Here is a 14403-nt window from a genome sequence, read left to right on the forward strand (position 1 = left end):
CCACTAAATACACAAACAATAAAAAAGGCGCCGAAGCGCCTTTTTTGATCAGAACAGTTCGTGTGTCTCACCATTATCGATAATGGTTGTCCCTACCTCGTGTACCGCCTGCTGCGTTGGCTGAGTACCTTCAATGAAATACTCTGCACGGCTGTTACCGCCGCTCGCCAGTTGACCGGTACTGCGATCGATATTGACTGTCACAATACCCGGCGGCGGCGTCAACGGCTGCTCAGGCACTCCTTCCAGCACAGATTTCATGTAAGCATCCCACGCAGGCTGTGCGCTCTTCGCGCCGCCTTCATAGCCGGAGATTTGATCTTTGATCGCCCCGGAAGCTGTCGTGTGACCCAGATTGCGGCGATGATCATCAAAGCCGATCCATACTGACGTCACTACGCCTGGCCCGTAACCGGAGAACCATGCATCTTTCGAACTGTTGGTGGTCCCGGTTTTCCCGCCGATATCATGACGCTGTAAATCGCGACCGGCACGCCAACCAGTTCCCATCCAGCCTGGTTCACCAAAGATATTGGTGTTCAGCGCGCTTTTAATCAGGAAGGCCAGCGGCGTGTTGATCACGTGCGGAGCGTACTCCTGCGTTCCACTTTGCGCGACCAACGCCTGATTCGCCTGCTCAAGCTGCGGCATAGGCACGGCGGCATTCTGCTGTTCCTGCGAGACAGCGACATCTTCTACATTGCTGTTTTCCAGCACGTTAGATTTCTGGGTATCGCCATAAATCACCGGGATATCACAATCCGGGCAGGCAATTTTTGGCTTCGCTTCGAAGATAACGCCGCCCATATCGCTTTCGATCTTACTGATGAAATACGGATCGACCAGGAAACCTCCGTTCGCCATCACCGCGTAACCGCGCGCCACCTGCATTGGCGTGAACGAGGCGGAACCCAGCGCCAGCGACTCGGTGTGCACAATGTTCTGTGCCGGGAAGCCGAAACGTTGCAGATACTCTGCCGCGTAATCCACGCCCATGGCGCGCATGGCACGGACCATCACCACGTTTTTCGACTGGCCCAGACCCTGACGTAAACGGATAGGACCAGCATACTGCGGCGGTGAGTTCTTCGGCTGCCAGTCGGAACCGGCACCGGCATCCCAGCGGGAGATCGGCACGTCGTTGAGCATACTCGCCAGCGTCAGACCTTTATCCATCGCGGCGGTATAGAGGAATGGTTTGATGTTGGAACCCACCTGGCGTAGCGCCTGGGTTGCACGGTTAAACTTGCTCTGGTTGAAGTCAAAACCACCCACCAACGCCAGCACCGCGCCGTTTTGCGGATTAATAGAAACCAGGGCGGAGTTAACGTCCGGCACTTGCGCCAGCCACCAGGCATCGCCAACCTGGCGTACCCAGATTTGCTGACCGGCCTGTACCACATCTGTCACTTTACGCGGTGTCGGACCTTGCTGGGTATCCGAGCGGTAAGGACGCGCCCAGCGCATGCCATCCATCCGTAATGACACTGACGTACCATCCGCCAGCGCGGCAATGGCTTCCTGCGGATTGGCGCTGGTGACAACCGCCGGCAACAGTGGCCCATATGTTGGCAGCGCTTTCAGCGTATCGGTAATTTTTTTGCTGTCCCAACTGCCTTCGCCCACTTTCCACAGCACGTTTGACGGGCCGCGGTAGCCGTGGCGCATGTCGTAATCCATCACGTTGTTACGTACTGCCTGCTGAGCCGCCTGCTGCACTTTGCGCGTAATGGTGGTGGTGATGCGATACCCGTCTTCATAGGCTTTCTCGCCATAGCGGTTATACATCTCCTGGCGCACCATCTCAGACAGATACGGCGCAGAGAAGGCGATTTCCGGCGCGTGGTAGTTGGCGTCAATGGCTTCATTACGCGCCTGATCGTACTGGGCCTGCGTAATGTAGTTTTCACTCAGCATACGCGACAGCACGACGTTACGTCGCGCGGTGGCACGGTCCATCGAATAGAGAGGGTTGAAGGTTGACGGCGCTTTTGGCAGACCGGCAATCACTGCAATCTCACTTAAGCTGAGCTGATCGACCGTCTTACCGAAATAGACCTGTGCGGCAGCACCCACGCCATAGGCGCGATACCCCAGGTAGATCTTGTTCAGATACAGCTCGAGGATCTCATCTTTACTCAACAATTGTTCAATGCGGATCGCCAGAAACACTTCTTTGATCTTACGCATCAGCGTACGTTCCGGGCTCAGGAAGAAGTTTCTCGCCAACTGCTGGGTAATAGTACTCGCCCCTTGTGAAGCGTGACCGGAGAACAATGCGACGCTGGCAGCACGGAAGATCCCCACCGGGTCTACCCCGTGGTGCTCATAAAAGCGGCTGTCTTCTGTGGCGATAAAAGCTTTGACCATCACTGGCGGCATCTGATCCAGCGTGACCGGGATTCGACGTTTCTCGCCATATTGCGCGATCAGCTCGCCGTCAGCGCTGTAAACCTGCATCGGGATCTGTAAACGCACATCTTTGAGCGTCGCGACGTCAGGTAATTGCGGCTCAATATAGCGATAGAGGCCATAAATCGAGCCTGCTCCCAGCAGGATGCAACATACTGCAAGGATTAATAAATACTTTACGAACTTCACTGGAGATTTCCCATTTAGTGGCATTTGGGCAGTTTATAAACAAACGCGCGGTAGTATAAAGGCAAGCCAGACGCATTGATATACCCGTTAAAGCAACGGGTGATAAGGAGATCATCAGCAATGGCTTTCAATATCTGGAAAATTGGTCTGCATATTCAGCAACATGAAGCGCTGGCTGCCGCTGTCGTTCGCGACGCGACCGGTTGGTTTCTACAGCGCTGGTGGCGTATGCCGCTGGCACCTCAGGTTATCGTTGATGGCCACATTCGCGAGCCTGAACAGCTTGTCGCAACGCTACTGCCGTGGAGCCGTGAGCTTCCTCGCCGACATCATATTCATCTCTCCTTTCCCGCCAATAGGACGTTACAAAAAAAGTTTCCTCGCCCGGCAATATCCTTGCGCGAGCCAGAGCAAACCGCATGGTTGTCCGGTTCGATGGCGCGTGAACTGGATATGTCGCCGGATGCGCTGCATTTTGATTATAGCGAAGACACGTTGAGCCCGGCGTTTAACGTCACCGCCGCGCAAAGCAAAGAGATTTCAACGCTGCTGACGTTAATACAAACGCTGAAAGTACAGGTTAAAGCGATTACGCCGGACGCCAGCGCCTTACAACGATTTATTCCTTATTTACCCGAAGATCAACAGTGTCTGGTATGGCGTGATGATACCCAGTGGCTATGGGCGACCCGCTCGTCATGGGGGCGAAAATTGACGAGCGATATTAGCCGTCTCGACGAACTCGCCGCGACGTTATCTCTTTCCCCGGCAGCCATTGCGCTATGCGACCCCAGCGGATTCGATCCGTTAAACGTCGTGTCCGTTCGCCAGCCGCCAATTCCACCGCAAAGTCACCGCTTTGCCATTGCATTGGGACTGGCCATGGGAGGAACGTATTGATGATAGCGACCATCAATCTTCTGCCCTGGCGTCAGACACGGCGGTATGCCTGTTTGCGCTTCTGGGGTGTCTTCTTTAGCGCTTCACTACTGCTGAGCATTGGCGTGACGTTAATCTATTACAGTGTTTTTAGCATGGAAAACCGGGTCGAACTCCTGCTGGTAGAGGCTGAAAATGAACGCATAGCGGCGCTGACGGCGCTAAAGCCTCGTTTGCAGCAGCGTCTGCAACAATGGCAACAGGTACAAGCGCGAAACAAACAGCGTGACCAGACCCAAAGCTGGCAACAGATTCTGCAACAGCTGGCGGAATTACTCCCGGAACAGGCGTGGTTAACCAAAATGACCTGGCAGCAAGGGACGCTGGAGCTGACCGGAAATACGTTGAGCTTTGCCGCCCTTAAGTCACTGGAAACTCAATTACGCCAGCAGCCGTGGTTTGCGTTAAATCGCCCCGGCGAAACGCAGCAGGATGCCCAAGGGCGCTGGCAATTCCACTATCGTCTGACGCGGAGTGACACGCATGATAACGCTCTGTGATGCCTGGCTGGCGCAGTCGCCGCGCTTTCGATTTATGTGCGCATGCGGCTGGATTTTAGGGCTGCTCATGATAGTAGCGCTATGTCTTTACCCCGCCGCCAGGCAGCGGGGTATGCAACAACAGGCGCTGAACCAGCAGCGTGCCGCCATTCAGACGCAATGGCGAAACGTGTATCTGCTGGCATCATCGCCAGGAGAGTCTGAAGAAACGTTTACTCCGTTTTCCCCGCTGCTGTTTCAGACCCCCCTTGCACGTCTTGTTCACTGGCAACCCACCATTAAGGGCGGGGAGATGACGCTGAGGCCAGCGTGGGATGCTATCCCGCCGATGTTTGCCCAACTGGCGGAACAAGGGATGAACGTCAGCCGGTTTTCTCTCAGTGTAGAAGGCGCTGAACTGCTGTTAACGCTACAGCTGGAACATCTGAATGACGGTTGAACGCTGGCTGTTGGCGTGCATTAGCGTGCTGATCCTGACCGGTATGCGCAATCCCTTCTTACCGCCGGAAGACCCTTGCCAGATAGCCGAGCTGTCGACGTGGCGCTATCAGGGCATGGTGAGCGTGGGTGAGCGACCGATCGGCATCGTGCAGGATGGGCAGCACAAATGGCGGCGAGTTGAGCGAAACGACGTCCTGAAAAACGGTTGGACGATTTCGCAGATAACGGCTGAAAGCTTAACTCTCAACACAGAGAAAAGCTGCGAGCCTGCTCAATGGCAGTGGCAACGACAGGGAGCGATAAATGAATCGATGGATGAGATGGATAGCCATGATGCTGCTGGTCGTGGTGCCCGGCGAGCTGGCGGGAAAACCGCAAAACGTAACGCTGGTGGTGGATGATGTGCCTGTTGTGCAGGTTTTGCAGGCCCTGGCGGAACAAGAAAAGAAAAACCTGGTGGTTTCACCGGATGTTGGCGGGGTGCTGTCACTTCATCTGACCGATGTGCCCTGGAAGCAGGCATTGCAAACGGTCGTGAAAAGCGCCGGATTGGTGCTACGTCAGGAGGGCAACATTCTGCATGTGCATTCTGTGCAATGGCAGAGTGAAAATGCGGCCCGCCAGGAAAATGAACAGGCGCGGATTCAGGCCAGCCTGCCTTTGGAACAACGCAACATCATTTTGCAATACGCTGACGCCGCCGAGTTGGCAAAAGCTGGAGAGAAGCTGCTGAGCGGCAAAGGCAGCATGACGGTTGATAAACGAACCAACCGCTTACTGCTGCGTGATAATAGCGTGGTGCTTAACGCGCTGGAAAAATGGGTGGCGCAAATGGATCTACCCGTTGAACAGGTCGAACTGGCAGCGCATATCGTCACGATTAATGAAAAAAGTTTGCGCGAGCTGGGGGTTAAATGGTCGCTGGCTGACGCGCAACAACCGGGGGCGGTGGGGAATGTCACCACGCTTGCCAGCGATCTTTCGGTGCCCGCGGCGACATCCCGTGTGGGATTTAATATTGGTCGTATTAACGGTCGGTTACTGGAACTGGAGTTGTCGGCACTGGAGCAAAAACAGCAGCTTGATATCATCGCCAGCCCGCGATTACTGGCTTCTCATCTGCAACCTGCCAGTATTAAGCAGGGCAGCGAGATCCCGTATCAGGTCTCCAGCGGAGAAAGCGGGGCGACATCCGTCGAGTTTAAAGAAGCAGTCCTGGGGATGGAGGTTACGCCCACTGTTTTGCAGAAAGGTCGAATCAGGTTGAAACTGCATATTAGCCAGAATGTTCCCGGGCAGGTGCTACAACAAGCTGATGGTGAAGTTCTGGCTATCGATAAGCAGGAAATTGAAACACAGGTTGAGGTAAAAAGTGGAGAGACGATCGCGCTGGGCGGCATTTTTTCATATAAAAATAAATCTGCGGCTGACAGCGTGCCGTTGTTAGGCGACATCCCCTGGCTTGGCTCTCTTTTTCGTCACGATGGAAAAGAAGATGAACGTCGGGAGTTAGTGGTCTTTATTACGCCCAGACTGGTGTCAACGGAATAACTTATGCATGAAAAACCGTTGTTTTTGCACTGAACACGTTTCAGGGATTTGACGTGGGGGTGTATTTAGCATACAAGGAGTACCGATTTGAGCGTCGGTACTTTTCTTTACTTGTGCGGCAATGAATACGCTTTGCCTTTCTGGTGGTGTGTCATAGGCTTATTTAGCCGTCATTTGACTGCGCGATATGTCGCCAGGTCTGATGTTTGCAGGGCTGCATGCCTGTCACGACCAGAAATGCGTAGGGTTTGGTGATTTATTCAGTTGCCAAACCCGCTTGAGTATTGAGATAATTTTCAGTCTGACTCTCGCAATATCTTATGAGGTTTCAGTTCATGTCCTGCTGCGCTGGGTGTCTGCGAAGCGGGTTTACCATTAACGAATAGTCTTAGTAGTACCGAAAAAATGGCAGAGAAACGCAATATCTTTCTGGTTGGGCCTATGGGTGCCGGAAAAAGCACTATTGGGCGGCAGTTAGCTCAACAACTCAATATGGAATTTTACGATTCTGATCAAGAGATTGAGAAACGAACCGGAGCTGATGTGGGCTGGGTCTTCGATGTAGAAGGTGAAGACGGCTTCCGTGATCGCGAAGAAAAAGTCATCAACGAGTTGACGGAAAAACAGGGTATTGTGCTGGCAACTGGCGGTGGCTCTGTAAAATCACGTGAAACACGTAACCGTCTCTCCGCGCGTGGCGTCGTGGTCTATCTTGAAACGACAATTGAAAAACAACTTGCGCGTACTCAACGTGACAAGAAACGCCCGCTGCTGCAGGTAGAATCACCGCCTCGTGAAGTTCTGGAAGCGTTGGCTGACGAACGCAATCCTCTGTACGAAGAGATTGCAGACGTGACCATTCGCACTGACGATCAGAGCGCAAAAGTCGTAGCAAACCAGATTATTCATATGTTGGAAAGCAACTAATTCTGGCCGAATACACACTCGTCTGCGGGTACAAGTAACTAAGGTGGATGTCGCGTAATGGAGAGGATCACAGTCACTCTCGGGGAACGTAGTTACCCTATCACCATCGCGGCTGGTTTGTTCAATGAGCCAGCTTCATTCTTACCGCTGAAATCGGGCGATCAGGTTATGTTGGTGACCAACGAAACCCTGGCTCCCCTGTATCTCGATAAGGTTCGCGGCGTACTTGAACAGGCGGGTGTTAACGTTGATAGCGTTATCCTTCCCGATGGCGAACAGTATAAAAGCCTGACGGTTCTGGACACGGTCTTCACCGCGTTACTGCAAAAACCGCACGGTCGTGATACCACGTTAGTCGCACTTGGCGGCGGCGTGATTGGCGATCTGACCGGTTTTGCGGCAGCCAGTTATCAGCGCGGTGTTCGTTTCATTCAAGTCCCGACAACCCTCTTGTCGCAGGTCGACTCCTCCGTTGGCGGCAAAACTGCCGTAAACCATCCCCTCGGTAAAAACATGATTGGCGCGTTTTACCAACCAGCCTCCGTGGTGGTGGATCTCGATTGCCTGAAAACGCTTCCTGCGCGTGAGCTGGCATCGGGGCTGGCGGAAGTCATCAAATACGGCATCATTCTTGACGGTGAGTTTTTCAACTGGCTGGAAGACAATCTGGACGCGTTATTGCGTCTGGACGGTCCGGCAATGGCGTACTGTATTCGCCGTTGTTGTGAGCTGAAAGCAGAAGTTGTCGCAGCAGACGAGCGCGAAATGGGCTTACGTGCTTTACTGAATCTGGGACACACGTTCGGCCATGCGATCGAAGCTGAAATGGGTTATGGCAATTGGTTACATGGTGAAGCCGTCGCAGCAGGTATGGTAATGGCTGCTCGTACGTCAGAACGTTTGGGTCAGTTTACCTCCGCGGATACGCAGCGCATTATTACGCTGCTACAGCGAGCAGGCTTACCGGTTAATGGGCCGCGTGAAATGTCTACCGAGGCTTATTTGCCGCACATGCTGCGAGATAAAAAAGTGTTAGCGGGAGAGATTCGTTTAGTGCTTCCGCGGGCAATAGGGAAGAGTGAAGTGCGCGGCGGAGTGTCGCACGAGGTGGTTCTTAACGCTATTGCTGATTGCCAGCAGGCGTAACAACAAGAAAGGTCCGACGTACGTTGCAAAACGTAGGTCTTTTAGCTTCAGGTTACGTGCAAAGTTGTAAGCATTAACCTTTGAGTGGGGTGTTAAATGGATGAATTCAAACCAGAAGACGAGCTGAAACCCGATCCCAGCGATCGTCGTACTGGTCGTTCTCGTCAATCGTCTGAACGCGATAATGAGCCGCAAATCAATTTTGATGATGTTGATCTGGATGCTGACGATCGCCGTCCTGCGCGCGCACGTAAAGAGCGTGAAGAAGAGCGGGACATCGAGGAAGACTATGAATCTGATGACGATGCGGTGGATGAAGAGCGTGTAGAACGTCGTCCGCGCAAGCGTAAGAAAGCGGTCAGTAAACCTGCCTCTCGTCAGTATATGATGATGGGTGTCGGTGTTCTGGTGCTGCTGCTTCTGATCATCGGTATTGGTTCTGCGCTGAAAGCCCCCTCATCTTCTTCCAGTGAACAGACTGCGTCTGGCGAGAAGAGCATCGATCTTTCTGGCAGCAATGCGACGGATCAGGCGAACACGAATACGCCTGCAACGGGCGCAGAGCAGACTGCGGGCAATACCCAGCAGGATGTTTCCTTGCCGCCGATTTCCTCTACCCCAACTCAAGGGCAGACGCCTGCGGCAACTGAAGGCCAGCAGCGTGTTGAAGTGCAGGGCGATCTGAACAATGCGCTGACGCAACCGCAAGGTCAGGAGCAGGTTAACAACGTTGTGGTGAACTCTACGCTGCCGACCGAACCTGCGACCGTCGCACCAGTTCGTAATGGTACTGCTGCGCGCCAGACTGCGAAAACGGAAACGGTTGAACGTCCTGCTGCTACGCACCAGGAACGTAAACAGGCCGTCATTGAGCCGAAGAGCAAACCGCAGACCACGGTGAAAGCGACGACGACAGAGCCAAAACCTGTTGCTCAGGCAAAACCAACCGCGACTGCGCCGACGACCACAACCAAAGCGCCTGTGGTAACCGCTGCGCCAAAAGCGACAGCAGAACCGAAAGCAACCGCGACGACGACACCTGCACAGACCGCAACTCCTGCGCCAACCGCGACGGCAACGCCTGTTGCTGGCGGAGCGAAAAGCACAGGGAATGTTGGCGCGTTAAAATCTGCGCCGTCCAGTCATTACACGCTGCAGCTCAGCAGTTCTTCTAACTACGACAACCTGAACGGTTGGGCGAAGAAAGAAAACCTGAAGAACTACGTGGTGTATCAGACGACGCGCAACGGTCAACCGTGGTATGTTCTGGTGACGGGTGTGTATGCGTCTAAAGAAGATGCAAAACGTGCAGTGTCTACGTTACCCGCCGACATTCAGGCGAAAAATCCGTGGGCAAAACCGCTGCACCAGGTTCAGGCCGATTTGAAGTAAGATAGGATATGTTCTGCAATGGTTTGCTGTTTCGCCCAATTGCGGGACAAAGACTAAAGCGCAGGATGCTGTCGGAGCTTTCTCCACAGCCGGAGAAGGTGTAATTAGTTAGTCAGCATGAAAAAAAATCGCGCTTTTTTGAAATGGGCAGGGGGAAAATACCCCCTGCTTGATGATATCAAACGGTATTTACCTCAGGGTGAGTGTCTGATTGAACCCTTCGTAGGGGCCGGGTCGGTGTTTCTCAACACCGACTTTTCTCGTTATATTCTTGCCGATATCAACAGCGACCTCATCAGTCTCTATAACATCGTGAAGACCCGCACCGATGAGTACGTGCAGGCTTCGCGCGAGCTGTTTATGCCAGAAACTAATCAGGCTGAGGTGTACTACCAGTTTCGGGAAGAATTTAATGCCTGCCAGGATCCATTCCGCCGCGCAGTGCTATTCCTGTATCTGAACCGCTTTGGTTACAACGGGTTGTGCCGTTATAACCTGCGCGGTGAGTTTAACGTACCGTTTGGTCGTTATAAAAAACCTTACTTCCCGGAAGCCGAGTTGTACCATTTTGCTGAAAAAGCGCAGAATGCGGAGTTCCATTGCCTCTCCTATGAAGAGTGCATGGACCGTGCGGATACCAACTCCGTAGTCTATTGTGACCCGCCTTATGCACCGCTTTCGGCGACGGCAAATTTCACCGCGTATCATACCAACAGCTTTAGTCCGAAAGAGCAGGCGCATTTGGCCGAGATGGCAGAAAAGCTGGTCAGTAAGCAGATCCCGGTGTTAATTTCGAACCATGACACGCCCGATACCCGTGAGTGGTACCGGGCAGCGAAACATTTTCAGGTCAAAGTGCGGCGCAGCATCAGCAGCAATGGCGGCACGCGTAAAAAGGTGAACGAACTGCTGGCGCTGTATAAACCAGGAGTCGCAACGCCTGCGAAAAAATAATTCTCAAGGAGAAGCGGATGAAACAGTATTTGATCGCCCCCTCAATTCTGTCGGCTGATTTTGCCCGCCTGGGTGAAGACACCGCGAGAGCGCTGACTGCCGGTGCCGATGTAGTACACTTCGACGTTATGGACAATCACTACGTACCGAACCTGACCATCGGACCGATGGTGCTGAAATCGCTGCGTAAATATGGCATCACCGCCCCGATTGATGTTCACCTGATGGTGAAACCGGTCGATCGTATTGTCCCGGACTTCGCCGCCGCTGGCGCCAGCATCATTACTTTTCATCCGGAAGCCTCCGAGCACGTTGATCGTACCTTGCAACTGATCAAAGAGCATGGCTGTAAAGCGGGCCTGGTGTTTAACCCGGCAACACCTTTGAGCTACCTGGATTACGTCATGGATAAGCTGGATGTGATCCTGCTGATGTCCGTTAACCCAGGCTTTGGTGGACAGTCTTTCATCCCGCAAACGCTGGATAAGCTGCGTGAAGTGCGTCGTCGTATTGATGAATCTGGCTATGACATCCGCCTGGAAGTTGATGGTGGCGTCAAGGTGAACAATATTGGTGAAATCGCGGCGGCGGGTGCAGATATGTTTGTTGCAGGCTCCGCTATTTTCGACCAACCAGACTACAAAAAAGTCATTGATGAAATGCGCAATGAACTGGCGAAGGTAAGCCATGGATAAGTTTCAGGATATTCGGGGCGTAGCCTTTGACCTCGACGGTACGCTGGTCGACAGCGCGCCGGGATTAGCCGCAGCGGTGGATATGGCGCTGTATGCGCTGGAATTGCCGGTTGCTGGTGAAGAACGTGTTATCACCTGGATTGGTAATGGTGCAGATGTACTGATGGAGCGCGCGCTGGCGTGGTCTCGTCAGGAGCGCGCGACATTACGTAAAACGATGGGTAAGCCCCCCGTTGATGATGATATTCCCGCCGAGGAACAGGTACGTATTTTGCGTAAGCTGTTCGACAGGTACTACGGCGATGTCGCAGAAGAGGGGACATTCCTGTTCCCTGATGTTGCCGATACGCTGGGCGCGTTGCATGCTAAAGGTTTGCCGCTGGGTCTGGTGACCAACAAACCAACCCCGTTTGTCGCGCCATTGCTCGAGGCGTTAGATATCGCCAAATACTTCAGCGTGGTCATCGGTGGTGACGACGTGCAGAATAAAAAACCACACCCGGATCCACTACTGCTGGTGGCAAGCAAGCTTGGCATTAAGCCCGAGCAAATGCTCTTCGTAGGGGATTCTCGTAATGATATTCAGGCGGCTAAGGCTGCTGGTTGTCCGTCCGTTGGTCTGACGTATGGTTACAACTATGGTGAGTCTATCGCCTTGAGCGAGCCCGATGTCATGTCCGACCGCATTAATGAACTACTGCCCGCTCTCGGGCTTCCGCATAGCGAAAATCAGGAATCGAAAAATGACTAAGCCCATCGTTTTTAGTGGCGCACAGCCCTCAGGTGAATTGACCATTGGCAACTATATGGGTGCGCTGCGTCAGTGGGTGAACATGCAGGATGACTACCATTGCATCTACTGCATCGTTGACCAACATGCCATTACCGTTCGTCAGGATGCTCAGCAACTGCGTAAAGCAACGCTGGATACGCTGGCGCTGTACCTGGCATGCGGGATCGATCCTGAAAAAAGCACCATTTTCGTTCAGTCTCACGTACCGGAACACGCACAGTTAGGCTGGGCGCTGAACTGCTACACCTATTTCGGCGAGCTGAGCCGTATGACTCAGTTCAAAGATAAATCTGCGCGTTATGCAGAAAACATCAACGCCGGTCTGTTTGATTATCCGGTACTGATGGCGGCGGACATTCTGCTGTATCAGACCAACCAGGTACCGGTTGGCGAAGATCAGAAACAGCATCTGGAACTGAGCCGCGATATCGCCCAGCGCTTCAACGCGCTGTATGGCGACATCTTCAAAGTACCGGAACCGTTCATTCCTAAATCCGGCGCACGCGTGATGTCGCTGCTTGAGCCGACGAAGAAAATGTCCAAGTCGGATGACAACCGCAACAACGTGATCGGCCTGCTGGAAGATCCGAAATCTGTGGTTAAGAAAATCAAACGCGCGATGACCGACTCGGAAGAGCCGCCTGTTGTGCGTTACGACGTGAAAGAAAAAGCAGGCGTTTCTAACCTGCTGGATATCCTCTCTGCCGTCACTGGCCAGAGTATTCCGGAGCTGGAACAGCACTTCGAAGGCAAAATGTATGGTCATCTGAAAGGCGAAGTCGCAGAAGCCGTTTCCGGTATGCTGACCGAGCTTCAGGAACGTTATCACCGTTTCCGTAACGATGAAGCATTCCTGCAGAAAGTGATGAAAGAAGGTGCGGAAAAAGCCAGCGCACGCGCGTCTGTTACGCTGAAAGCCGTTTACGAAGCGATTGGTTTTGTCGCCAGGCCGTAATGTTCTCTGTGTTGTTGAAGAAACCGGGTTTCGCCCGGTTTTTTTTCGCCTGCTCGTTGGTAAATCTCAAAAAATGTGAACCGTCTCGCCGTTTGCATATTTCCCCATTGCGCTATATCTTCATTTTAATGAAGATATAAATATTCAATTTACTGAAAATATAAAATGCGTCGGACATTTATTAAGAAAGAGGGGGTTGTGCTGACAACCCTGGCCCGTTACCTGCTCGGTGAGAAGTGTGGTAACCGACTGAAAACGATAGATGAACTGGCCGCTGAGTGTCACTCATCGGTAGGGTTAACCCAGGCTGCGTTGAAAACGTTGGAATCCTCGGGGGCGATCCGTATCGAGCGTCGTGGGCGAAACGGTAGCTATCTGGTGGAGATGGATAATCGTGTGCTGCTCAAGCATGTGGATATTAATAACGTCGTCTGCGCAATGCCGCTGCCCTATACCCGTTTATATGAAGGGCTGGCGAGTGGGCTAAAGGCGCAGTTCGAGGGGATCCCGTTTTATTACGCGCATATGCGCGGGGCTGATATTCGTGTGGAATGCCTGTTGAACGGCGTCTACGACATGGCGGTGGTTTCCCGGCTGGCTGCGGAAAGTTATCTCGCTCAGGATGGATTGCGCATCACGTTGGCGCTGGGACCGCATACCTACGTTGGCGAGCACCAACTGATTTGCCGCAAGGGTGAATCCGCAGCGGTAAAACGAGTCGGACTCGATAACCGCTCGGCGGATCAGAAAATCATGACCGAGGCCTGTTTTGGCGACCGCAACGTTGAATTGATCGATATGCCTTATCACGAGAGCTTGCAGCGCATTGCGAAAGGCGATGTCGATGCGGTTATCTGGAACGTGGTTGCGGAGGCTGAGCTGGCTGTACTGGGGTTAGAAGCCACGCCGCTCACCAACGATGCGCGGTTTCTTCGGGCCACAGAGGCCGTGATACTAACCCGGGCGGAGGATTATCCGATGCAGCAGCTTCTGCGAGCCGTTGTTAATAAAGAAGCACTGCTTGCCCACCAACAACGTGTGGCGAACGGTGAACAGGAACCCAGCTATTAAGTAAAGGCGAACGACATGGAAAACAGGCTTAACCTGCTGTGTGAAGCGGGCGTTATCGACAAGGATATTTGTAGCGGCATGCTGCAGGTGATCAGACGGCTGGATGAAGAGTGGCGTTTGCCGGTTCATAGCGAGCAAGGGATTATGGCGATGACCCATATGGCGAGCGCGTTGATGCGCAGCCGCCAGGGCGAAGTGATTGAAGCGCTGGACGGTGAGATTTTGGCGGAGATGGCGCAATCGCCTCTCTGGCCAACTATTTTGCTGGTTCATCAGGCGCTGCTGAAAGAGTTTACGGTGACGCCGCACGCTAATGAGGAAGGTTACATGCTGGCGAACCTGTATGGATTGTGGATGGCGGCGAACGAAGGCGTCTGAAATCAATGAAGAATTAGCTTAGCGCACCCTAAATATTCAAAAAAATGAATATTTAACTGA

The 14403-nt window shown here is 53.1% G+C and carries 15 protein-coding genes; 14 read left to right on the plus strand and 1 reads right to left on the minus strand.

Annotated features, from left to right (window positions below; genetic code table 11):
* Window positions 1-48: 48 nt before the first annotated feature.
* On the minus strand, window positions 49-2601 hold the full coding sequence (gene mrcA, locus FDX14_RS20190; protein WP_042311928.1) for a peptidoglycan glycosyltransferase/peptidoglycan DD-transpeptidase MrcA: 2553 nt from the start codon (window positions 2599-2601) through the stop codon (window positions 49-51).
* Window positions 2602-2721: 120 nt separating this feature from the next.
* Between mrcA and FDX14_RS20195 the strand changes: the two genes are divergently transcribed.
* The 14 genes from FDX14_RS20195 to FDX14_RS20260 all read left to right on the plus strand — a co-directional run bounded on the left by FDX14_RS20195 (window position 2722) and on the right by FDX14_RS20260 (window position 14343).
* Window positions 2722-3501 carry a type IV pilus biogenesis protein PilM gene (locus FDX14_RS20195; protein ID WP_061381000.1) on the plus strand — a complete coding sequence of 260 codons (780 nt, stop codon included), beginning with the start codon at window positions 2722-2724 and terminating at the stop codon, window positions 3499-3501.
* Entirely contained in the window at window positions 3501-4040 is a 540-nt protein-coding gene (locus FDX14_RS20200) for a PilN domain-containing protein (RefSeq protein ID WP_042311933.1), read from the plus strand. The genes FDX14_RS20195 and FDX14_RS20200 overlap by 1 nt, the downstream gene beginning before the upstream one ends.
* Window positions 4024-4479, plus strand: a complete 456-nt coding sequence (locus FDX14_RS20205; protein ID WP_079225882.1) for a HofO family protein — start codon at window positions 4024-4026, stop codon at window positions 4477-4479. The genes FDX14_RS20200 and FDX14_RS20205 overlap by 17 nt, the downstream gene beginning before the upstream one ends.
* Window positions 4469-4882: a HofP DNA utilization family protein gene (locus tag FDX14_RS20210; protein ID WP_061381002.1), complete on the plus strand. Its 414-nt coding sequence runs from the start codon at window positions 4469-4471 to the stop codon at window positions 4880-4882. The genes FDX14_RS20205 and FDX14_RS20210 overlap by 11 nt, the downstream gene beginning before the upstream one ends.
* Entirely contained in the window at window positions 4797-6032 is a 1236-nt protein-coding gene (gene hofQ / locus FDX14_RS20215) for a DNA uptake porin HofQ (protein ID WP_170973607.1), read from the plus strand. The genes FDX14_RS20210 and hofQ overlap by 86 nt, the downstream gene beginning before the upstream one ends.
* A gap of 405 nt (window positions 6033-6437) precedes the next feature.
* Window positions 6438-6959 (plus strand): shikimate kinase AroK, encoded by a 522-nt coding sequence (gene aroK / locus FDX14_RS20220; protein ID WP_003023552.1) that lies wholly within the window; start codon window positions 6438-6440, stop codon window positions 6957-6959.
* A gap of 57 nt (window positions 6960-7016) precedes the next feature.
* On the plus strand, window positions 7017-8105 hold the full coding sequence (gene aroB, locus FDX14_RS20225) for a 3-dehydroquinate synthase (protein ID WP_061381003.1): 1089 nt from the start codon (window positions 7017-7019) through the stop codon (window positions 8103-8105).
* Window positions 8106-8201: 96 nt separating this feature from the next.
* A complete protein-coding gene (gene damX / locus FDX14_RS20230; protein WP_042311943.1) occupies window positions 8202-9497 on the plus strand; it encodes a cell division protein DamX in 1296 nt (431 codons plus the stop codon).
* Between the two features lie 117 nt (window positions 9498-9614).
* Entirely contained in the window at window positions 9615-10451 is an 837-nt protein-coding gene (dam, locus tag FDX14_RS20235; protein WP_042311945.1) for an adenine-specific DNA-methyltransferase, read from the plus strand.
* A 17-nt stretch (window positions 10452-10468) separates the two neighbouring features.
* The gene (gene rpe, locus FDX14_RS20240; RefSeq protein ID WP_003023561.1) at window positions 10469-11146 is read left to right on the plus strand and encodes a ribulose-phosphate 3-epimerase; all 678 of its coding nucleotides are present in this window, start codon (window positions 10469-10471) and stop codon (window positions 11144-11146) included.
* Window positions 11139-11897 (plus strand): phosphoglycolate phosphatase, encoded by a 759-nt coding sequence (gene gph, locus FDX14_RS20245; RefSeq protein WP_079225883.1) that lies wholly within the window; start codon window positions 11139-11141, stop codon window positions 11895-11897. The genes rpe and gph overlap by 8 nt, the downstream gene beginning before the upstream one ends.
* Window positions 11890-12894 carry a tryptophan--tRNA ligase gene (trpS, locus tag FDX14_RS20250; RefSeq protein WP_042311949.1) on the plus strand — a complete coding sequence of 335 codons (1005 nt, stop codon included), beginning with the start codon at window positions 11890-11892 and terminating at the stop codon, window positions 12892-12894. The genes gph and trpS overlap by 8 nt, the downstream gene beginning before the upstream one ends.
* Window positions 12895-13059: 165 nt before the next feature.
* Window positions 13060-13965, plus strand: a complete 906-nt coding sequence (gene yhfZ, locus FDX14_RS20255) for a GntR family transcriptional regulator YhfZ (protein ID WP_061381006.1) — start codon at window positions 13060-13062, stop codon at window positions 13963-13965.
* 15 nt (window positions 13966-13980) lie between these two features.
* The gene (locus FDX14_RS20260) at window positions 13981-14343 is read left to right on the plus strand and encodes a hypothetical protein (protein ID WP_061381007.1); all 363 of its coding nucleotides are present in this window, start codon (window positions 13981-13983) and stop codon (window positions 14341-14343) included.
* Window positions 14344-14403: the final 60 nt, after the last annotated feature.

The organism is Citrobacter sp. wls710, assembly GCF_005281115.1.
Lineage (GTDB): Bacteria > Pseudomonadota > Gammaproteobacteria > Enterobacterales > Enterobacteriaceae > Citrobacter > Citrobacter werkmanii.

Excerpts from the sequence above, each read along its gene's own strand:
- aroK (WP_003023552.1), top strand. The coding sequence starts at position 6,438 with ATGGCAGAGAAACGCAATATCTTTCTGGTTGGGCCTATGGGTGCCGGA.
- trpS (WP_042311949.1), top strand. The coding sequence starts at position 11,890 with ATGACTAAGCCCATCGTTTTTAGTGGCGCACAGCCCTCAGGTGAATTG.
- FDX14_RS20205 (WP_079225882.1), top strand. The coding sequence starts at position 4,024 with ATGATAACGCTCTGTGATGCCTGGCTGGCGCAGTCGCCGCGCTTTCGA.
- aroB (WP_061381003.1), top strand. The coding sequence starts at position 7,017 with ATGGAGAGGATCACAGTCACTCTCGGGGAACGTAGTTACCCTATCACC.
- FDX14_RS20210 (WP_061381002.1), top strand. The coding sequence starts at position 4,469 with ATGACGGTTGAACGCTGGCTGTTGGCGTGCATTAGCGTGCTGATCCTG.
- FDX14_RS20260 (WP_061381007.1), top strand. The coding sequence starts at position 13,981 with ATGGAAAACAGGCTTAACCTGCTGTGTGAAGCGGGCGTTATCGACAAG.
- dam (WP_042311945.1), top strand. The coding sequence starts at position 9,615 with ATGAAAAAAAATCGCGCTTTTTTGAAATGGGCAGGGGGAAAATACCCC.
- rpe (WP_003023561.1), top strand. The coding sequence starts at position 10,469 with ATGAAACAGTATTTGATCGCCCCCTCAATTCTGTCGGCTGATTTTGCC.
- damX (WP_042311943.1), top strand. The coding sequence starts at position 8,202 with ATGGATGAATTCAAACCAGAAGACGAGCTGAAACCCGATCCCAGCGAT.
- hofQ (WP_170973607.1), top strand. The coding sequence starts at position 4,797 with ATGAGATGGATAGCCATGATGCTGCTGGTCGTGGTGCCCGGCGAGCTG.
- FDX14_RS20200 (WP_042311933.1), top strand. The coding sequence starts at position 3,501 with ATGATAGCGACCATCAATCTTCTGCCCTGGCGTCAGACACGGCGGTAT.
- gph (WP_079225883.1), top strand. The coding sequence starts at position 11,139 with ATGGATAAGTTTCAGGATATTCGGGGCGTAGCCTTTGACCTCGACGGT.
- FDX14_RS20195 (WP_061381000.1), top strand. The coding sequence starts at position 2,722 with ATGGCTTTCAATATCTGGAAAATTGGTCTGCATATTCAGCAACATGAA.
- yhfZ (WP_061381006.1), top strand. The coding sequence starts at position 13,060 with ATGCGTCGGACATTTATTAAGAAAGAGGGGGTTGTGCTGACAACCCTG.